This window comes from Nocardia inohanensis NBRC 100128, assembly GCF_001612945.1.
GTDB classification, from domain to species: domain Bacteria; phylum Actinomycetota; class Actinomycetes; order Mycobacteriales; family Mycobacteriaceae; genus Nocardia; species Nocardia inohanensis.
In genome coordinates, this window is the sequence record NZ_BDBK01000001.1 from 659,950 (window position 1) to 678,195 (window position 18,246).

Below are 18,246 nucleotides of genomic sequence, written 5' to 3' on the forward strand. Positions count from 1 at the left end.
GCGAAAGCCCGGCCAAACCGGTCGAAACGGTCAGCCCGTGCCGCGGCGGCGACGCGTCGGCCCGACCACGCGACCCGGGCGAGGTTTGCGGAAGCAGATCAGTCACAGGCGAGAGTGTGCTCCGGAATCGCGAAGTGGACACTCGTCCTAACGCTTCCGCTACGGCCTGGGTGAGCAGGGCCACACCGGCGGCCGAACGTATGCTCGACGGCGTGAAACCGACTATTGGGGTACTGGCATTGCAGGGTGACGTGCGCGAGCACGTGCACGCGCTGACGGCATGCGGCGCCGAGCCGGTGCCGGTGCGGCGCGAATCCGAGCTGGCCGCCGTCGATGGTCTGGTGATCCCCGGCGGCGAATCCACCGCTATCAGCAAGCTGCTGGACGTGTTCGAACTCCTCGAACCGCTGAAGGCGCGCCTGCGCGACGGCCTGCCCGCCTACGGCTCCTGCGCGGGCATGATCCTGCTGGCCTCGGAGGTGCTCGATACCCGCCCGGATATGAAGCCGCTGCACGGCATCGATATGACGGTGCGGCGCAACGCCTTCGGCCGTCAGGTCGACTCCTTCGAAACCGATCTGGAGTTCGAGGGCCTGCACGACGGCCCGGTGCGCGCGGTCTTCATCCGCGCGCCCTGGGTGGAGCGCGCGGGCGACGGCGTCGAGGTGCTGGCAAGGGTGCCCTCCGGTCCGGCGGCCGGTCGTATCGTCGCCGTCCGGCAGGGCAATGTCATCGCCACCTCCTTCCATCCCGAGGTGACCGGCGACCTGCGCGTGCACAAGCTCTTCGTCGACTCCGTGGTGCGTCCCCGCATCGGAGTGTGACGATCGGTGCGAGAGTGTGAAAAACGGCAGCAGTAAACTGGGGCAGTTGTCCGTCCCCGGGCGGGTAGTTTGCCCTGAGACGTACCCAAGCCCCCTGAAACGAGGAAGTAGGGAATGAGCGGCCACTCCAAATGGGCCACCACCAAGCACAAGAAGGCCGGGATCGACGCGAAGCGCGGCAAGCTCTTCGCCAAGTTGATCAAGAACATCGAGGTGGCGGCCCGCACCGGTGGTAGTGACCCGGACGGCAACCCGACCCTTTACGACGCCATTCAGAAGGCGAAGAAGTCGTCGGTGCCCAACGACAATATCGAGCGCGCGCGCAAGCGTGGCGGCGGTGAAGAGGCGGGCGGCGCCGACTGGCAGACCATCATGTACGAGGGTTACGGCCCGAATGGTGTTGCCGTGCTGATCGAATGCCTCACCGACAACCGCAATCGCGCGGCCGGTGAAGTGCGGGTGGCCATGACTCGTAACGGCGGCAATATGGCCGATCCGGGTTCGGTGTCGTACCTGTTCCATCGCAAGGGCATCGTGACCCTGGACAAGAACGGCCTGTCCGAGGACGACGTGCTGATGGCGGTGCTGGACGCCGGCGCCGAAGAGGTCACCGATCTGGGCGAGCAGTTCGAGGTCATTTCCGAGCCGGGCGATCTGATCGCGGTGCGTACCGCGTTGCAGGCGGCGGGCATCGACTACGACTCGGCCGAATCCGGCTTCCAGCCGTCGATGTCGGTGTCGGTGGACGCCGAGGCGGCGCGCAAGGTGTTCAAACTGGTCGACGCCCTCGAGGACAGCGACGACGTGCAGAACGTCTACACCAATGTCGATATCTCCGACGAGGTGCTGGCCGAACTCGACGCCTGAGTTCCCGCCGAACATACGACGGCCGCTCCCGTTCACCGGGAGCGGCCGTATTTCATTGCGTACCGGTCGATTTCGGTTACCGGTCAGCGCGTACCCGGCCCGTGCAGGCTCGGACCCGGCTGCATGGCGCCCGCGGACAGCCGCGGCAGGGTCAGGCCCAGCGCCACCATGGCCACGCCGAGCACGAAGTGCAGCCAATCGTCGGCGGTATTGAGCGGCACGAAATTGGCATCGCTCATCTTGTCGATGACCAGCCCGTACAGCCACAGCACCAAATAGATGACACCGGCCCCGAGCAGGAACGCGCGCGCCCCGTTCACGGTGCGGGCGAGCGCCAGACCGGCCACACCGAAGATCAGGTGCACGATATTGTGCAGCACCGAAACCTGGAACACCCCGAGCAATTCGGTGCTGGTGTGGTGCCCCGCAAAGGTCAGATCATCGAAATTGGTGGTGATCCCGGGAATGAATCCCGCGATCCCCACGATCAGGAACAGCGCTCCCACCACCAGGGATGCCAGCTGCACCGGAGTCCAGCGCACGGTGTTCGTACTACCGAAAGTAGTCATTTCCTTCGCCTTTCCGTGAGCCGGGGCCGGTACGCGGACGTCCGGTCCTCGGTATGCCGTTCGCCTACCCGCCGGATTCCGGACGAAACGACCCCCGGGCCGCCGATCTGCCCGCCGGGAACAGCGGACGCGCCCACCCGGCCCGGTGGCAGAATCCGGGCATGACCGAATTGATCGCGGTACGCGGGGACATCACCGAGCAGGAGGTGGACGCGGTGGTGAACGCCGCGAACTCGTCACTGCTCGGCGGCGGGGGCGTGGACGGGGCGATCCATCGCAAGGGCGGGCCGGAGATCCTGGCGGCCTGCCGGGCGCTGCGTGCCTCGCACTACGGTCGCGGGTTGCCGACCGGAAAGGCGGTGGCGACCACCGCCGGGCGACTGCCCGCGCGCTGGGTGATCCACACCGTCGGGCCGGTCTGGTCCGAGACCGAGGACCGCTCCGAGCTGCTGGCCTCCTGCTATCGCGAATCCCTGCGCGTGGCAGCCGAATTGGGTGCCGAGACAGTGGCGTTCCCGGCCATTTCGACCGGCATCTACCGCTGGCCGATCGACGATGGGGCGCGCATCGCCGTCGAAACCGTGCGCGCCGCCGAGACATCCGTGCGCCAGGTGCGATTCGTCCTGTTCGGTGCCGAGGCGGAGCGGGCTTTTCGTGGCGCGCTGGGGGATATGTGATCCGCATCGACTACACCCGCGCGGCGGTCGACGACGATCGGCACCACTGATCACGCGATAGCCCGTAGGCTGCGGGCATTCGCCGTGTCGATGGCCTGATTCACCGCCGCGGTCCGTTAGACTCTCGAACAGTTGTTCGTCTTCGGTGAGAGGGGTTTCGGTGCGGGTGATGGGCGTCGACCCCGGACTCACCCGGTGCGGGCTGTCCATGGTGGAGAGCACCAACGGCCGCACCGTCAAGATGATCCAGGTCGATGTGGTGCGCACGCCACCGGAAATGGATCTCGCGCAACGACTTCTCGGGGTCTCGGATGCGGCCGAATTGTGGATGGACAACCACAAACCCGAAGTGGTGGCGGTGGAACGCGTGTTCTCGCAACATAATGTGCGCACCGCCATGGCCACCGCGCAGGCCGGCGGGGTCATCGCGCTCGCGGCGGCGCGGCGCGGCATCCCGGTCCATTTCCACACCCCCAGTCAGGTCAAAGCCGCCGTCACCGGTAATGGTTCGGCGGACAAAGCACAGGTGACCGCCATGGTCACCCGTATCCTCGGACTCGCCGTCGCACCCAAGCCCGCCGATGCCGCCGACGCGCTCGCCCTGGCCATCTGCCATTGTTGGCGCGCGCCCATGCTCGAACGCATGGCCAAAGCGGAGGCCCAGGCGGAGCGGATGCGGCGCATGTACGAGGAGAGGCTTGCCCAGCAACGGAAGGCGGTAACGCGGTGATCGCGTCGGTACGCGGCGAGGTGCTCGAGATCGGGCTCGACCATGTGGTGCTGGAGGCGGCCGGGGTCGGCTACCGGCTCAATGCCACCCCCGCCACCCTGGCCGCGCTGACTCGCGGCGAGGACGCCCGCCTCTACACGACCATGATCGTGCGCGAGGACTCCATGACGCTGTTCGGCTTCTCCGACACCGAGGCGCGGGAGCTGTTCGTGCTCTTGCAGACGGTGTCCGGGGTGGGACCGAAGCTGTCCATGGCGATTCTCGCGGTGCTCGAACCGGAGGCTTTGCGCAAGGCCCTGGCCGAAGGCAATGTGGCCGCGCTGACCCGGGTGCCGGGCGTCGGCAAGCGCGGGGCCGAGCGCATGGTGGTGGAGTTGCGGGACAAGGTGGATCTGGTTCCGGTGCAATCGGGTCCGCCCGGATCGGGTCCCGCGCCCATGGTCACCCCGATTCGCGACCAGGTGGTGGAGGCCCTCATCGGTCTCGGCTTCCCGGCGCGGCAGGCCGAACCCGCCGTGGACGTGGTGCTGGTCAACGAACCCGACGCCACCACCTCGGTGGCGTTGCGCGCCGCACTGGGACTGCTGGGCAAGAACCGATAGGCGATCATGACCGACGAACCCGAATTCGACGACTCCTACGACGAATCCACGGTCAGCCCCAGCTATCAGCAGTCCGACGGGGAGATCGAGGCCAGTCTGCGCCCCAAGTCCCTGGACGACTTCATCGGGCAGCCACGGGTGCGCGAACAGCTGGCCCTGGTGCTGCGCGGGGCCAAGCAGCGCGGCGGCACCCCGGATCACGTATTGCTCTCCGGGCCACCGGGATTGGGCAAGACCTCGATGGCGATGATCATCGCGGGGGAGCTGGGCACCGCGCTGCGACTGACCTCCGGTCCGGCGCTGGAGCGCGCCGGTGATCTGGCCGCCATGCTGAGCAATCTGGTCGAGGGCGATGTGCTGTTCATCGACGAGATCCACCGCATGGCCCGGCCCGCCGAGGAGATGCTCTACCTCGCCATGGAGGACTTCCGGGTCGACGTGGTGGTCGGCAAAGGTCCCGGCGCGACCTCGATTCCACTCGATATCGCCCCCTTCACGCTGGTGGGCGCGACCACCCGTTCGGGTGCGCTGACCGGCCCGCTGCGCGACCGGTTCGGCTTCACCGGGCATATGGATTTCTACGAACCCGAAGAGCTGCAACGCATTCTGCTGCGCTCGGCCGGCATCCTCGGGGTCCGCATCGATACCGATGCCGCGACCGAGATCGCCGGTCGCTCGCGCGGCACGCCGCGTATCGCCAACCGCTTGCTGCGCCGGGTGCGCGACTACGCCGAGGTGAAGGCCGACGGTCTGGTCACCAAGGCGATCGCGCATGCGGCGCTGGCGGTGTACGACGTGGACGCGCTCGGGCTGGACCGGCTCGACCGGGCGGTGCTGTCGGCCTTGATCCGCAGCTTCAACGGCGGACCGGTCGGCGTCTCCACCCTCGCGGTCGCGGTGGGGGAGGAGTCGGCGACGGTCGAGGAGGTCTGCGAACCCTTCCTGGTGCGTGCGGGTTTGATCGCGCGCACCCCGCGCGGGCGCGTCGCCACCGCGGCGGCCTGGGAGCATCTGGGGCTGGTGCCGCCGCCGGATCTGGTGTTCGGCTCCATCGAGGTGCGGGCGCGGGAATCCCATCCGGGACTGTTCGATTCGCTCTGATCGAGTCCGTGCGGAGCGTGCTGTTCGGTAGCGAAAACTGTCGCAACCATCCGGTACGCTTCGGCTCGGCGGTCCGAGGTGAGGGATCGCACCGATTCGAAGAGATGAGATATGCGCAAGATTCTCGGAGCCGCCGCCATCGCGGCCGCCGCATTGGTCGCCGTCGCCCCGTCGGCCTCGGCCCAATCCCTGTCCGACGCCGACTTCTTCGGCCTGCTTCAGCAGAAGAACACCAGCTGGGCGGCGCTCCCCAACTCCGCGGACATGATCAGCGCCATCGGTGACGGCGCGCGCGATCTGTGCACGTCGCTGGATGGTTCGCCGAACCGGAGCATGCTCAACAGCTGGATCGGTGGCTTCCAGGGTGAGATGAAGGAGTACCTCAGCCTCGAGGATGTCGGCTTCTACGCGGGCGCGGCCATCATGAACTACTGCCCGAGCCACGAGAACCTGACTCGCTGATTCCAGGCATGCGAAGGGGCGGCGCTTTCGAGCGCCGCCCCTTCGTCTTATCGGCGCCTAGTCCACGGTGAGCACCAATTTGCCTACGGTGCGGGCGGTTTGGCCGAGGGCGTGCGCCTTGGCCGCATCGGCGAGGGGAAAAGTGCCGGCGATGATCGGACGCAGGGTGCCCGCCGCGGCCATGGCGGCCAGCGCGGACATGCCGGTGTGGTCGGCCTCGACCAGCATGATTTCGATACGCACGCCCAGCTTTTCGGCTTCGGCCTTCAGATCGGCCGTCATATTGGCGCGCAGGGAGACCACGATGCCGCCGGGGCGCAGGGTGCGGGCGGAACGGAGGGCATGTTCGCTGTCGATGGGGTCGATCACCACATCGATATCGCTGACAATCTCCGCGAAATCGACCGCGCGATAGTCGATCACCTCGTCCGCGCCGAGTTCGCGCACCACCTCGTGATTGGCGGCGCTCGCAGTGCCGATCACGTACGCGCCGCGCGCCTTGGCGATCTGCACCGCGAAATGTCCGACCCCGCCCGCGGCCGCATGAATCAGAACCCGTTGCCCCGCTCGCAGTTCGGCGGTATCGACCAGCGCCTGCCAGGCCGTCAGCGCCGCCAGCGGGATCGCGGCCGACTGAATGTGGTTCAGGTTGGCCGGTTTCCGGGCGAACGCACGCGCCGGACCGGTGACGAACTCGGCCGCCGCACCGTGCCCGTGCGGATAGGGCAGCATGCCGAACACCTCGTCGCCCGGCTTGAACAGGGTGACTCCGATACCGGTCGCGACCACCTCACCGGACACATCCCAGCCGAGTACGAACGGCGGCGGGGGCAGGAACAGTCCCGCGCGGGCACGATGACCCCAATCGGTCGGGTTGAGGGCGGTGGCGCGCACCCGCACCAGCACTTCGCTCGGTCCCGGCGCGGGCACCGGAACGCTGATCTCGTGCAGCACCTCCGGGCCGCCGAGTTCGTCTTGGCTGATGGCGCGCATGGTGTCCGGGATCGTCTGGTCATTGCTCATGACACCGAGCTTGCCGCCCGCCGAGCCCCCGGAAAATGGCAAGATAGCCATTATTCGATAGAATCCTGCCATGCCCGCTGCCCCGCACCGCGTGGTCGTCCTGGCCCTGGACGGCGTGTACCCCTTCGAACTCGGCATCCCCAACCGGGTCTTCGGCACCGCGGACGGCCGCTACGAAGTGCTCACCTGCTCGCTCGACGGCCGCCCGGTCCGTAGCAACTCCGACTTCGATATCGCCGTCGCCCACGACAGCGGCCTGCTGGAGACCGCGGACACCGTGGTCATCCCGCCCTGCGACGTCGTCGCCATCCTCGAACACGGCCTCCCGCAACAGATCTCGGCCGCCCTCGCCCGCATCCGACCCGGCGCGCGCCTGGTCTCCATCTGCACCGGCGCCATCGTGGTCGCCGCCGCCGGCCTGCTCGACGAGCGCCCCGCCACCACCCACTGGAACTTCTCCGACCGCTTCCGCCGCACCTTCCCCCGCATCCACCTCGACCCCGATGTCCTCTACGTCGACGACGGCGACCTGCTCACCTCCGCGGGCGCCGCCGCCGGCGTCGACCTGTGCCTGCACCTGATCCGCCGCGACCACGGCAGCGAGATCGCCAATATGGTCGCCCGCCGCTGCGTCGTCCCGCCCTGGCGCGAAGGCGGCCAAGCCCAGTTCATCGAACAACCCGTTCCCGCAACGACTTCCACCGGCACCGCCGACGCCCGGCAGTGGGCCCTGGAGCACCTGCACCACCCCCTCACCATGGCCGACCTCGCCACCCGCGCCCGCATGAGCGGCCGCACCTTCGCCCGCCGCTTCCGCGACGAGGTCGGCATGAGCCCCGGCCGCTGGCTCATCGCGCAACGCGTCACCCGCGCCCGCGAACTCCTCGAATCCACCGAACTCCCCGTCGACCGCATCGCCACCGAAGTCGGTTTCGCCACCGGCGCCTCCCTGCGCCAGCACCTGCACGAGGCCATCGGCATCAGCCCCCTGGCCTACCGCCGCGCTTTTCGAGCGGTTCCTGCCACGGAATCGGGCGGGCGTCGGGAAAGATCAACCCTATGAGTGACTGGAATACGAGCATCATCGAGGAATTCCGTGCCAACGAGGGACGAGTCGGCGGGCCGTTCGAAGGCGCGCCCATGATCCTGGTCCATCACCGCGGCCGCAAAACCGGGCGGAACCTGGTCATCCCGCTGATGTACATGCAGGACGAGAACGATCCGGGCACCGTTTATATCTTCGCGTCCAAGGCCGGGGCGCCCACCCATCCGGACTGGTACCACAACCTCATCGCGGCCGGTCAGGCCGAGGCGGAGATCGGGACCGAGACCTTTCCGGTGACCGTCACCGAGGTCACCGGGGCGGATCGGGATCGCATCTACACCGAACAGGCCACGCGGTACCCGGGGTTCGCCGAATACGCGGAGAAGACCGCGGGCATCCGGACCATTCCGGTGCTGGCTCTGCATCGGGTCTGATCCGGGCTCGCTCGGAATCGGCCGCCGGGTAGACGCGCGGGGGCCGGGCCGGTGAATACCGTCCGGGCATGATTCGAATTCGATCCGGTGGGTTCGCCGCGGTTGCGGCAGTCGTGGTTGCGGGGATGCTGTCGGGCTGTGATCCGGCAGCGGGGGAGGCGCTGCCCGGGAGGATCCGGGAACAGGTGATCGCCTGGCACGACTGCCGGACCGGAGCGGAGGACGAAGCCGGTGCGAAGCTGGCCGCGGCCGGGGCGCGGTGCGGAGAATTCCAGGCGCCCTTGAACTATGCCGATCCGGCGGGCGCGAGCATCACCATCGCGGTCGCGCGGCGGGCGGCGACGGATCCGGCGCATCGGCTGGGGACCTTGGTGGTGCAGACCGGTGGGCCGGGGCCGTCGCGGGACGGGGTGAACATGCTGGTCGATGGGCCCGAAGGCGGGCATCCGGCCGCGGCGGAGCTCGGTGCGCGGTTCGACCTGGTCGGGATGGATCCGCGATTCTTCGGCAGCAGCTCACCGCTCGAATGTGGTTGGCCGACAAGTGCTTACCTCGGAATCGCGCAGGCCGCGCCATCCGAGCGGGAAGGATTCGAGCGGACCGTGTCGGCGGCACGAGAGCTGGCCGGCCGGTGCACGCCCTACCGGGAATCGCTGCCGTACGCCTCGACCCGCACCATCGCACGGGATATGGATCTCTTGCGCACGCTGCTCGGCGAATCGACGATGTCGTATCTCGGCTGGTCGTGGGGAACCTATCTGGGTGCGGTCTATCTGGAGATGTTCGGTGACCGGGTCGATCGGATGGTCCTGGACAGCGCCCTGGATCCCGGGGCGCCCGGCCCCGACCTGACCCGGGACACGGCCGCGGCGGATGCGGCGGCACTGGCGGACTGGGTGCGTTGGGCGGCGGACCGGAATGACGAATTCGGTTTGGGCAGTACGGAAAACGCGGTACTCGCGACGGTCGATGCCATGCACCGGGCGATCAGCGCCCACCCGGTGACCCTCGGCGAGGTGACGATCACGGGCGATCTGGTGCCCGGTCTTCTACTGACCGTCGATGATTCGGATGAGTCCTACAGCGCGATGGGCCAGCAGGTGCGGGAGTTGTACGACGCCTCCCGGGGTCTCGCGGTCGAGCCGTCGCCGGTGCTGGCAGGCAAGCTGGCGTTGTACGCCGACACCGCTGTCGCACCCGAATTCGGTTTCAGCGCAACGGTTGCCAATCAATGTGCCGATCGCCCGGCCCGCACCCCCGACGCATACTTCGACGATATGCGCACCCACCTGAACGCCGAACCGTTCTTCGGTCCCCTCGCACGCCACGTCACCCCGTGCGCGGTATGGCCGGTCGGCCCGGCCGAGCCCGCCACCGAAATCGGAAACTCGCACCCGGCCTTGCTCATCGGCGCCTCGGGCGATCCGGTCGCGCCGTTCACCGGGCAGCGGGCGCTGCGGCAGGCGCTGACCGGAGCCCGCTCGGTCACCGTGGCGGGTGCGTTCCGGCACGGCGTCTACCTGAACGAATCGTCACGGTGCGTGGACGGTGCGGTGGAGCGGTATCTGTTGACGGGCGCGCTGCCCAGCACCGATATGACCTGTGCGCGCGAGCACTAGCCTCGGTGGGCCGGACCCTCGTCGCGTTCACGCGGGGCCCGGCCGCACGAGTCCGGCCTCATGGGCGAGGATCACAGCCTGGACGCGATCGCGGACGGCCAGCTTCGTGAGGATATGGCGCACATGGGTTTTCACGGTGCCCTCGCCGATCGACAGGGCCCGCGCTACCTCGGCGTTGGACAGTCCGCGTGCCATCTCCCGCAGCACCGATGTTTCGCGTTCGGTGAGGGTCGCCACCAGGCGCTGCGCGGCCGTGTCGATCGGCGGGGCCAGGCGGCCGAGCAGGCGGCGGGTCGTCGAGGCGGCGAGGACGGCGTCACCGGCGTGCACCGAGCGCAGCGCGGACAGGAACTGTTCCGGCGGTGCGTCTTTGAGCAGGAAGCCGCTCGCACCGGCGCGGACCGCGGCCAATGCGTAGTCATCGAGGTCATAGGTGGTGAGGACCAGTACTCGGGGCGGGTCGGGCGCGGTGAGTATGCGCCGGGTGGCTTCGATCCCGTCGAGTCCCGGCAGGCGCACGTCCATCACCACCACATCGGGAGCAAGGTTCGCGGCCGCGTCGACTCCGGTGGGGCCGTCGCCCGCTTCACCGACCACCCGCATGTCGGGCTGGGAATCCACCACCATTCGGAAACCCGCTCGCACCAACGCCTGATCCTCGACGAGCAAGACGCTGATCACCGGTCGCCCCTGTTCCGGTTCGGAATTGGTGGGGTCAGCCGAGGATCGTTGCGGTCGGGACCGGGTGATTCGAGCTCCGGCGAACGTCCGGTGTGCTGCCGCATCGGGATTCGGGCCGCCAGCAGATGGCCGGGACGGTCGGCGCGACGACGTAGCGCGAGCTCACCGCCGTAAACCTCGACCCGCTCGCGCATACCGATCAACCCGTATCCGCCGCGCCGCGCCGCGCTGTCGCCTTGCCGAGCGTCGAACCGAGCGTCGACGGCCGGCCCGTCGTCACGGACTTCGACATGCAACCACTCCGCCACGTGACGAATCGAAACCTCCACCCGGACACCGGTTCCCGCATGCTTGACGGCATTGGTCAGCCCTTCCTGAACGATCCGGTAAGCCACCAGACCCACGCCCGGATCGAGCGATGCCGCCCGCAGCGCGACGTTCAACTCCACGGCTGCTCCTGCCGCGCGCACATCGGCGACCAGGCGCTCGATATCCGGAATCCCCATTCCCGCAGCTGTATCCGGGTCCGTTCCGGCGTCCTCCCGCAATACGCCTATGGCCCTGCGTGTTTCGGTGAGCGCCCGTCGTCCCTGATCGCCGATCGCCCGCAAGGCCGCGACCGCCTGCTCCGGATCGTTCGGGGCGGCATACCGCCCGCCATCTGCTTGGGCGACGATCACCGCCAGCGAATGGGCGAGAATATCGTGAATATCCCGCGCGATCCGGGTGCGCTCCGACAGCACGGCCAGCCGTGTCCGCTGCTCACGAGTGCTCTCCAGCAATGCGGCTCGCTCGGCCAGCGCCACCAGCTCACCCCGCCGCGCCCGCTGCCACGCCCCACCCAGCCACGCCGCCAGCACCGTCCCCGCCAGGAACCCACCCACGATCACATGCGCCAGCACCGGCATGGGCAGCTGCGGCCAACTCCATCCCCCGAGCCCGGCCCCGATCAGTCCCGCCGCCAACCCGATCCGGCTCCATACGCGATCCCCCCGCTCGGCCAGTGTGTACACGACAACCGGCACCGCGACATCAGCTGGGAGCGCCCCCGTCGTATCCCGCACCATCACCCACTGCGCCACCGCCACCCCGGCCACCGCACCCGCCACGATCTCCGGCCACCGCCGCCGAAAGGCCAACGGCGCAAGCAACCCCAGCGTGAACACGAAATACGCGCGATCGGCGTCCACCAGCACCCCGATCAGTACCCCCGCCACCAGCAATATCCCCGCCGCGACGCCATCCACCAGCGCCGTCCGCCCACGCAACCAGACCACCACCCGCTCATCGGCCACCCGCCCACCCTAGATCGCCCCCACCCCCGCGACCTCTCCCCTCGGAACGACCACCCCTCCACCCAGCGACATACCGCTCAACCGTTGAGTGGCACATCAGTGAGGGGATTTGTCCGGTTCCTCCGCGCTGGTGTGCCACTCGATCTGTTCTCGATTTACGCGGTGGCGCCGCCATCGACTACCAGGTCGTGGCCGACCACGAAGCTGGATTCGTCGGAGGCCAGCCACAATACGGTGGCGGCTACCTCGGCGGGAGTGCTGACTCGGCCGGCGGGGACGGCGGACTGCACGCGGGCGTCGCGGTCGGATCGGGATTCGCCGGGGCGGTAGGACATCGGGGTGTCGCTTGCGCCGGGGCTGATCGCGTTGATTCGGATGCCCTCGCCGATGTGGTCGCGCGCCGCGGTTCGGGTGAGGACGCTGACGGCGGCCTTGGAGGCGGCGTAGGCGGCGAGGCCGGCGCGGCGGCCGTGCGCGCCGATATTGGAGGACATGTTCACGATGATGCCGCCGCCTTGGGTGCGCATCTGGGCGATCTCGTGCTTCATGGCGAGGAAGATGCCGGTCAGGTTGGTGTCCAGGACCGAGCGCCAGATGTCTTCGTCAAGGTCGGCGGCGGGCGAGTTCTTGCCGAAGACGCCCGCGCTGTTGAAGGCGATGTGCAGGGCGCCGTAGCGGCGGACCACTTCGGCGATCGCGGCCGAAAGTTGTGCGCTGTCGGTGACATCCGCTGCGACCCAATCGATTTTGCCGCCATCGGTCGGCAATCCGGCGGCGGCTGCCGCGAGCTTCCGCGGATCGCGGCCCGCCAGTACGACGGTCGCGCCCTGGCCGGCGAACGCCTGTGCGGTCGCGCCCGCGATGGCTCCCGCACCGCCGGTGATGAGGACGACCTTGCCGTCGAAACGCGCGCTCATGTCTGGGTTCCCTTCTGATCTGAATCTGTGGAGTGCTGGTGGACGCTCAACGGCGGCGAATCGCGAACAGGGTCGCGGCGGCTGTTGCGGGTGCGGCGGCCAGGATGAGAATGCCGGTGCGGTAACCGAATCCCTCGGCGAGAGGAGCGATCAGTGCCAGGACCGACGGTGGACCAATCTCCATGGCCGTATTGGCCAGACCGCCCAGCAGCCCGCGATCGGTGTCTCCGGCGGCGGACATGACGATCACCATCGCCGCCGACAGCGTCACGCCGATGCCGATCGCGAAGATCAGCAATCCCGGAATCCTCCCGGCCGGAATCCCGTCCGCCGCAGCGAGAATCAGCAATCCGATCGCGGCGGAGAGGAGCCCGGCGCTCAGTGCGAATGGCGGTGCCAGGCGTGCCAGTACCCGCGCGGCCAATGGGCCGGCGGCCAACACGGCACCGGCTGGAACGAGAAACAGCGACGATATCGCCGCGGGCCCGGATCCGGTCGCGGCCAGGTGCAGGGTCAATACGTAGTAGAGCGCGGCATTGGCCCCGGCGGCGAGCAGGATCGCGAGCAACCCGGCCGCCGTAACCGTGCTCGAGCGCGGCCACAGTGGCGCCGCCGCCCCGCGCTGAGTCAGCGCGAACCCGACCAGCGCCGCCGCTCCAACCCCCGCGATCGGCACGGATGCCGCAGCGAATCCACCAATGAGCAAGATCAACCCGGCTACCCACAGCACCGGTGCGAACCGGCCGACAAGTGCTCCGAGCCTGGGCATTTCCGCCGGGTCGTCTCGAAGCGCCGCGCCCGTCCGTCGCGCCGCGTCCGCCTGCGCCGTCGTTGTTTCCGGTGCGGCCGCGTGGGACGGGACATGCCGCCCGATGACTGCGACGGATAGCAGCGCCGCCAGTGCGATGAACGCGAAAAGCCAGCGCCAGGAGACCAATTCGATCACGAAGCCGGACGCGACCGTGCCCACGCTCGCTCCGGTCACGGCGAGCACGCCCCATATCGCGGTGGCCCGGGTGCGCCGCGCGGGATCGCCGAAAACCGCCGGTATCAATGCCATTGCCGCCGGAACCGCGCAGGCCGCGCCCGCACCTTGGGTGAAGCGCGCGGTCACCAGCATGACCGGTCCGGTCGCCGCGGCCGCCATGGCCGATGCGGCCGCGAACACCAGCAGCCCGATCAGCAGCAATCGCCGGTGTCCGATGCGGTCGCCGAGCCGTCCCGCCACCAGCAGTAGCGCCCCGAAGGTCACGCTGTACGCGGTCGAAATCACCACCAGCACGGTCGAACTCGAACCCCACTGCCGCTGCAATTCCGGCAGCGCGACGGTCAGCATCGTGATCGCGGCGATCGTCATCACCTGCACCGCCGCCAGCGCCGCGAACCCGACGGTTTCGCGTGTCGGTGGAGCTGTGATCGCACCCATGACATCTCCGCTTTCAAGAACAATCAGTCTAGAATTAGTGCGAAATAGGACGCGGAGCCGAATGTGGCTCGCGCTCAGCCGAGTATCGAAACCGCCACCCGCGCCGCGTCTCGCAAGCGCGCTCCGGCATCGGGCGCCCGCTCCAGCACCCGCACGCCTTGGAAGAAGACCAGCAGGAACCGGGCCAGCGCCCGTGGATCCGAATCCGCCGCCAATTCCCCCTGGGCTCGTGCGCGCAGCAGAGCGGAGGTCAACGCCGCTTCCAGCTGGGCCCAACTGGATTCCACCAGCCGCGCCACATCCGGATCCTGCCCGGCGAGCTCGACCGCACTGTTGACCACCATGCATCCGCGTCGCCGCTCATCGTCGACGGCCTCGCTCACATACCGTTCGATCAGCGACTTCACCGCCGGCAGCGCGGGCCCCGGCTGTGACAGCGCACCCACGATGGCCGGATCGGTGATCTCCAGGTATCGCCGCAACGCCTTCGCGTACAGCTCCTGCTTGTTCCCGAACGTCCCGTAGATGCTCGCCTTGGCGATCCCCAGGTGCTCGACCAGATCCGCCATCGACGTCGCTTCGAACCCGCGCTGCCAGAACAGCTCCAGGGCTCGCTGCAACACCGTTTCCGGATCGAACTCCTTCGTCCTCGCCATATCCGCACCCTACGCAAATCAAGACCAATCGGTCAAGAATAAGAGGAGCTGCTCATCCGTCGGCGCGGGTTCCGTGTGTGCGCACCTCTCGCAGATGCTGTTCCATGGCCGCCCCCGCCGCCGGACCGTCATGCCGTGCGACCGCCTCGTAGATGCGCCGATGGCCGTGCAGTGACACCAGCCGGCCCGACCGGGTGCGATGGGCGAGGGTGCGGGTGTGGCGGGTCCATTCGGTGGTCATGGTGCACAGCGTGACCAGCAGTGGATTCTGGGCGGCGTGCGCGAGCAGGGTATGGAATTCGATATCCAGGCGCAGGGATTCGGCGGGGGAGCGCAGCGCGCCCGGGTGCGCCAGGACTGCTTCCAATGCCAGCAGATTCGACTCCACCGAACGGGCCGCGGCCAAGTGCGCGATGCGCGGCTCCACCAGATCACGCAACTCGATGGCATAACCCAGTTCGGCATCGGAGACGGTCAGGCCGTCCGCCAATTCGGCTGCGCCCGGCGGGATTTCGGTGACGGTGCTGCCCCGGCCCTGCCGGCGTTCGATGAGCTTCTTGGACTCGAGCTCGAACATGGCCTGCCGCAGCGAGGAACGGGAGATGTTCATCGAGGCGGCGAGTTCGCGTTCGGGCGGCAGCCGGTCACCGGCGCGCAGCTCACCGGCGATGATGAGGCCCTCCAGGTGGGCCGCCACCTCCGCGCTGACGCTACGCGGGCGGCGGCGGAGCGGGGGAATCGAGGCGGTCATCGGCCCCACTCTAAATCGGTTCCGGAGCAAGCTATTTCGTGCCGGTAAAGCGTTCGTTACTTTCCGCTTCCGTCGCCGCTCACACCGGCCCGCCCCGCTTATGGTCGGCAGATCGGATGGTCCGACCAATATCGGTCGGGGTTGGAGAGGTGCAGTGGTGACGGCGATCGTGCAGGGGAGTGCCCCCGCGTTTCCGGTCTTGCAGCAGGGGGAGGGGATCGGCGGCGAGACGCTGTACGTGCCCGCCGAACCCGGCAAGGTGCTGTGGGGGCGGTTGCCGTGTACCGGGGATGTGCCGATCGCGACGGTCGCGCCGGGACAGCAGGTGGTGGTCGATACCGTCAGCCACGAGGGGATGCTGGAAGACCAGGGCTCGGATCCCCTGGCGTACTTCCGATCTCACGGGGTCGCGGCGGACCAGGTGCTGGTCGACGCCATCGAGATCAATGCCACCCGGAAACGCGATGCGCTGGCCGGACCGCACATCGTGACCGGGCCGATCGCGGTGGCCGGAGCGCGCCCGGGGGACCTGCTGGCCATCCGGATCGACGATCTGGTCATGCGCGCGCCGTACGGGGTGGTCTCCACCCGGCACGCGCGGGGCGTGCTGGCGCACCGGCTCGGATTCGACGGCAATTACGGCCAGTTCTGCGCTGTCGAGCAACGCGACGGGAATTGGTTCGGCACCATGCCGATTCAGGCCGGGAAGGCGCTTCGAGCCGCCTTTCCGCTGGCCCCGTTCCTGGGCATCACCGGTGTCGCGACCGATACCGATACCCGGGTGTCGTCGGTGCCGCCGGGACTGCACGGCGGCAATCTCGATATCCGCCGATTGACTCCCGGCGCGACTCTGTTTCTGCCCGTACAGGTTCCGGAAGCGCTGTTCTACATCGGCGACCCGCACTTCGCGCAAGGCAATGGCGAGGTCGCGCTGACCGCACTGGAAGCGCCGCTGCGGGCCCGGCTGACCGTCGATGTGATTCCGGCCGCCGAGGTGACCGCGGGGCTCGGGCGCAGCGTCGGGCCGTTCGCCGCCGCGCACGGGTTCGTGCTGCCCACCGGCCTGGACGCCGATCTGAACAAGGCCCTCGAACTGTGCGTGCGCAACGCGGTGGAGCTGGTGGTGTCGCTCTTCGACGCCGATCCGCGTCAGGCCTACCTGTATCTCAGTGCCGCAAGCGATTTCAATATCTCGCAGGCGGTGGATCAGGTGCGCGGCGTGCACGGGGAGATCCGTGCCGCCGACTTCGCGCACCGTGCCGAGACCGCGCTGGCCCGGCGGATTCTGGAGCGTCTGCAATGAACCCGGGCGACGATCGCACGGTGTGGCGCGAGTACGGGACGCCACTGGTGGCGGCCACGGCGGCCGGGCCGCTGTCCGGGCAGAGCGTCGCCGTCAAAGACCTGTACGCGGTGGCCGGGTACGCCATCGGCGCGGGGGTGCGTGACTATCCGGAGGCGGTGGAGACCCGGCACGCGCCGGTGGTCGCCGAGCTGCTGGCAGCGGGCGCCGATATCGCCGGGATCGCCCAGACCGACGAATTCGCCTACAGCATCACCGGGGGCAACGGCCGCTACGGGATGCCCGTCAATCCCGCTGCGCCCGACCGGATTCCGGGCGGATCCTCGAGCGGTTCGGCCGTCGCGGTGGCGCGTTCGGAGGCGACCATCGGGCTGGGCACCGATACGGCCGGCTCCATCCGGGTGCCGGCGGCGTATCAGGGGCTGTGGGGTATCCGCACCACGCACGGCCGGATCGACCGGCGCGGGTTGCTGCCGCTCGCGCCCTCCTTCGACGCGGTCGGCTGGCTGGCCCGGGACTCGGAAACCCTGGAAGCGGTCGCCGCGGCCTTGATGCCCGAAGCGGAACCGCGCGAACCGGATTCGCTGGAACTCGTCATCGATCCGGGACTCTGCGAGCTGGCCGATCCGGAGATCGCCGACGCCGTGCTGAGCGCGGGCGCGGCGCTGGACGCGGAACTCGTGGACCTGGACACCGACCCGGCCGCCTGGTTCGCCGCGTTCCGGACCGTACAGGCACACGAAGCCTGGCGCGGGCACGGCCGATGGATCACCGAGCACCCGGGGGCGCTGGAACCGGAAGTGGCACAACGCTTCAGCGTGGCCGCCACCATCACCGAGAGTGCTGCGACGGCCGCGCGAACAATCATCGACGAGGCCGCGAGTTCCCTCCGGGCCGCCCTGTCCGGCCGGGTCCTGCTGTTGCCCGCCACGGCCACCCCGCCACCTCGGCGCATTGCCACGGTGGCGGATCTGGATGCGGGTCGTACCCGCACCCTCACCCTGACCTGTCTGGCATCGCTCGCGGGGCTGCCCGCGCTGAGCGTTCCATTACCCCGCACCGCCCAAGCACCCATAGCCTTGTCGGTGGTCGGGCCTTTCGGCGCGGACCATGCGCTGATCCGGGTTGCCCGGCGCATCGCGGCGGCCGTCGGGGGCTCGCCGGCGCAACCGCGCCGAACTCAGCCGGCCGCCCGGTTATAGCGGGCGGAAGCGGCGGGACCCGCCGGGGCTCGCGGGGCGGCGGAGGTGCTGGCCGGGTCTGG

Annotated in this window: 20 protein-coding genes; 12 read left to right on the forward strand and 8 right to left on the reverse strand. The window is 68.7% G+C overall.

Annotation, left to right across the window (positions count from 1 at the left end):
• The first annotated feature begins 200 nt into the window (after positions 1 to 200).
• Together pdxT and NI1_RS03205 are read left to right on the forward strand one after the other, a co-directional pair.
• Positions 201 to 824, forward strand: a complete 624-nt coding sequence (gene pdxT, locus NI1_RS03200; protein WP_067813842.1) for a pyridoxal 5'-phosphate synthase glutaminase subunit PdxT — start codon at positions 201 to 203, stop codon at positions 822 to 824.
• A 114-nt stretch (positions 825 to 938) separates the two neighbouring features.
• A complete protein-coding gene (locus NI1_RS03205) occupies positions 939 to 1,691 on the forward strand; it encodes a YebC/PmpR family DNA-binding transcriptional regulator (RefSeq protein ID WP_067813844.1) in 753 nt (250 codons plus the stop codon).
• 83 nt (positions 1,692 to 1,774) lie between these two features.
• Here the strand turns inward: NI1_RS03205 and NI1_RS03210 are convergent, their stop codons facing one another.
• On the reverse strand, positions 1,775 to 2,260 hold the full coding sequence (locus tag NI1_RS03210) for a DUF4383 domain-containing protein (RefSeq protein ID WP_067813847.1): 486 nt from the start codon (positions 2,258 to 2,260) through the stop codon (positions 1,775 to 1,777).
• 161 nt (positions 2,261 to 2,421) lie between these two features.
• Between NI1_RS03210 and NI1_RS03215 the strand changes: the two genes are divergently transcribed.
• From NI1_RS03215 to NI1_RS03235, 5 genes are all read left to right on the forward strand, one after another.
• Positions 2,422 to 2,937, forward strand: a complete 516-nt coding sequence (locus tag NI1_RS03215) for an O-acetyl-ADP-ribose deacetylase (RefSeq protein WP_067815195.1) — start codon at positions 2,422 to 2,424, stop codon at positions 2,935 to 2,937.
• Positions 2,938 to 3,097: 160 nt separating this feature from the next.
• Positions 3,098 to 3,667, forward strand: coding sequence for a crossover junction endodeoxyribonuclease RuvC (gene ruvC, locus NI1_RS03220; protein WP_067813849.1), 570 nt, complete (start codon positions 3,098 to 3,100; stop codon positions 3,665 to 3,667).
• Positions 3,664 to 4,269: a Holliday junction branch migration protein RuvA gene (gene ruvA, locus NI1_RS03225; protein ID WP_067813851.1), complete on the forward strand. Its 606-nt coding sequence runs from the start codon at positions 3,664 to 3,666 to the stop codon at positions 4,267 to 4,269. Before ruvC ends, ruvA begins: the two co-directional genes overlap by 4 nt.
• 6 nt (positions 4,270 to 4,275) lie before the next feature.
• Positions 4,276 to 5,370 (forward strand): Holliday junction branch migration DNA helicase RuvB, encoded by a 1,095-nt coding sequence (ruvB, locus tag NI1_RS03230; protein WP_067813853.1) that lies wholly within the window; start codon positions 4,276 to 4,278, stop codon positions 5,368 to 5,370.
• 111 nt (positions 5,371 to 5,481) lie between these two features.
• Entirely contained in the window at positions 5,482 to 5,832 is a 351-nt protein-coding gene (locus NI1_RS03235; protein WP_067813854.1) for a DUF732 domain-containing protein, read from the forward strand.
• A gap of 57 nt (positions 5,833 to 5,889) precedes the next feature.
• Here the strand turns inward: NI1_RS03235 and NI1_RS03240 are convergent, their stop codons facing one another.
• The gene (locus tag NI1_RS03240) at positions 5,890 to 6,855 is read right to left on the reverse strand and encodes an NADP-dependent oxidoreductase (RefSeq protein ID WP_067815198.1); all 966 of its coding nucleotides are present in this window, start codon (positions 6,853 to 6,855) and stop codon (positions 5,890 to 5,892) included.
• A 70-nt stretch (positions 6,856 to 6,925) separates the two neighbouring features.
• Between NI1_RS03240 and NI1_RS03245 the strand changes: the two genes are divergently transcribed.
• The 3 genes from NI1_RS03245 (at position 6,926) to NI1_RS03255 (ending at position 9,953) form a co-directional block, all read left to right on the forward strand.
• Positions 6,926 to 7,918 (forward strand): GlxA family transcriptional regulator, encoded by a 993-nt coding sequence (locus NI1_RS03245; RefSeq protein WP_157534928.1) that lies wholly within the window; start codon positions 6,926 to 6,928, stop codon positions 7,916 to 7,918.
• A complete protein-coding gene (locus tag NI1_RS03250; RefSeq protein ID WP_439957219.1) occupies positions 7,915 to 8,334 on the forward strand; it encodes a nitroreductase/quinone reductase family protein in 420 nt (139 codons plus the stop codon). Before NI1_RS03245 ends, NI1_RS03250 begins: the two co-directional genes overlap by 4 nt.
• 68 nt (positions 8,335 to 8,402) lie before the next feature.
• Positions 8,403 to 9,953, forward strand: coding sequence for an alpha/beta hydrolase (locus NI1_RS03255; protein WP_067813856.1), 1,551 nt, complete (start codon positions 8,403 to 8,405; stop codon positions 9,951 to 9,953).
• Positions 9,954 to 9,980: 27 nt separating this feature from the next.
• On the opposite strand, the gene NI1_RS03260 is transcribed toward NI1_RS03255, so the two are convergent.
• From NI1_RS03260 to NI1_RS03285, 6 genes are all read right to left on the reverse strand, one after another.
• Complete coding sequence (locus NI1_RS03260) at positions 9,981 to 10,634, reverse strand: response regulator (RefSeq protein WP_084522500.1); 654 nt, start codon at positions 10,632 to 10,634, stop codon at positions 9,981 to 9,983.
• Positions 10,631 to 11,929, reverse strand: a complete 1,299-nt coding sequence (locus NI1_RS03265) for a sensor histidine kinase (RefSeq protein WP_067813858.1) — start codon at positions 11,927 to 11,929, stop codon at positions 10,631 to 10,633. Before NI1_RS03265 ends, NI1_RS03260 begins: the two co-directional genes overlap by 4 nt.
• Before the next feature lie 155 nt (positions 11,930 to 12,084).
• On the reverse strand, positions 12,085 to 12,846 hold the full coding sequence (locus NI1_RS03270) for an SDR family NAD(P)-dependent oxidoreductase (RefSeq protein ID WP_067813860.1): 762 nt from the start codon (positions 12,844 to 12,846) through the stop codon (positions 12,085 to 12,087).
• 46 nt (positions 12,847 to 12,892) lie between these two features.
• A complete protein-coding gene (locus NI1_RS03275; protein WP_067813861.1) occupies positions 12,893 to 14,272 on the reverse strand; it encodes an MFS transporter in 1,380 nt (459 codons plus the stop codon).
• Positions 14,273 to 14,346: 74 nt separating this feature from the next.
• Positions 14,347 to 14,928 (reverse strand): TetR/AcrR family transcriptional regulator, encoded by a 582-nt coding sequence (locus NI1_RS03280; protein ID WP_067813863.1) that lies wholly within the window; start codon positions 14,926 to 14,928, stop codon positions 14,347 to 14,349.
• 52 nt (positions 14,929 to 14,980) lie between these two features.
• Positions 14,981 to 15,679, reverse strand: a complete 699-nt coding sequence (locus NI1_RS03285) for a FadR/GntR family transcriptional regulator (protein ID WP_067813865.1) — start codon at positions 15,677 to 15,679, stop codon at positions 14,981 to 14,983.
• A 157-nt stretch (positions 15,680 to 15,836) separates the two neighbouring features.
• On the opposite strand from NI1_RS03285, the gene NI1_RS03290 reads away from it, so the two are divergent.
• Both NI1_RS03290 and NI1_RS03295 read left to right on the forward strand, forming a co-directional pair.
• Positions 15,837 to 16,982, forward strand: a complete 1,146-nt coding sequence (locus NI1_RS03290) for an acetamidase/formamidase family protein (RefSeq protein ID WP_245663042.1) — start codon at positions 15,837 to 15,839, stop codon at positions 16,980 to 16,982.
• Complete coding sequence (locus NI1_RS03295) at positions 16,979 to 18,184, forward strand: amidase (protein ID WP_084522502.1); 1,206 nt, start codon at positions 16,979 to 16,981, stop codon at positions 18,182 to 18,184. The genes NI1_RS03290 and NI1_RS03295 overlap by 4 nt, the downstream gene beginning before the upstream one ends.
• Positions 18,185 to 18,246 lie beyond the last annotated feature (62 nt).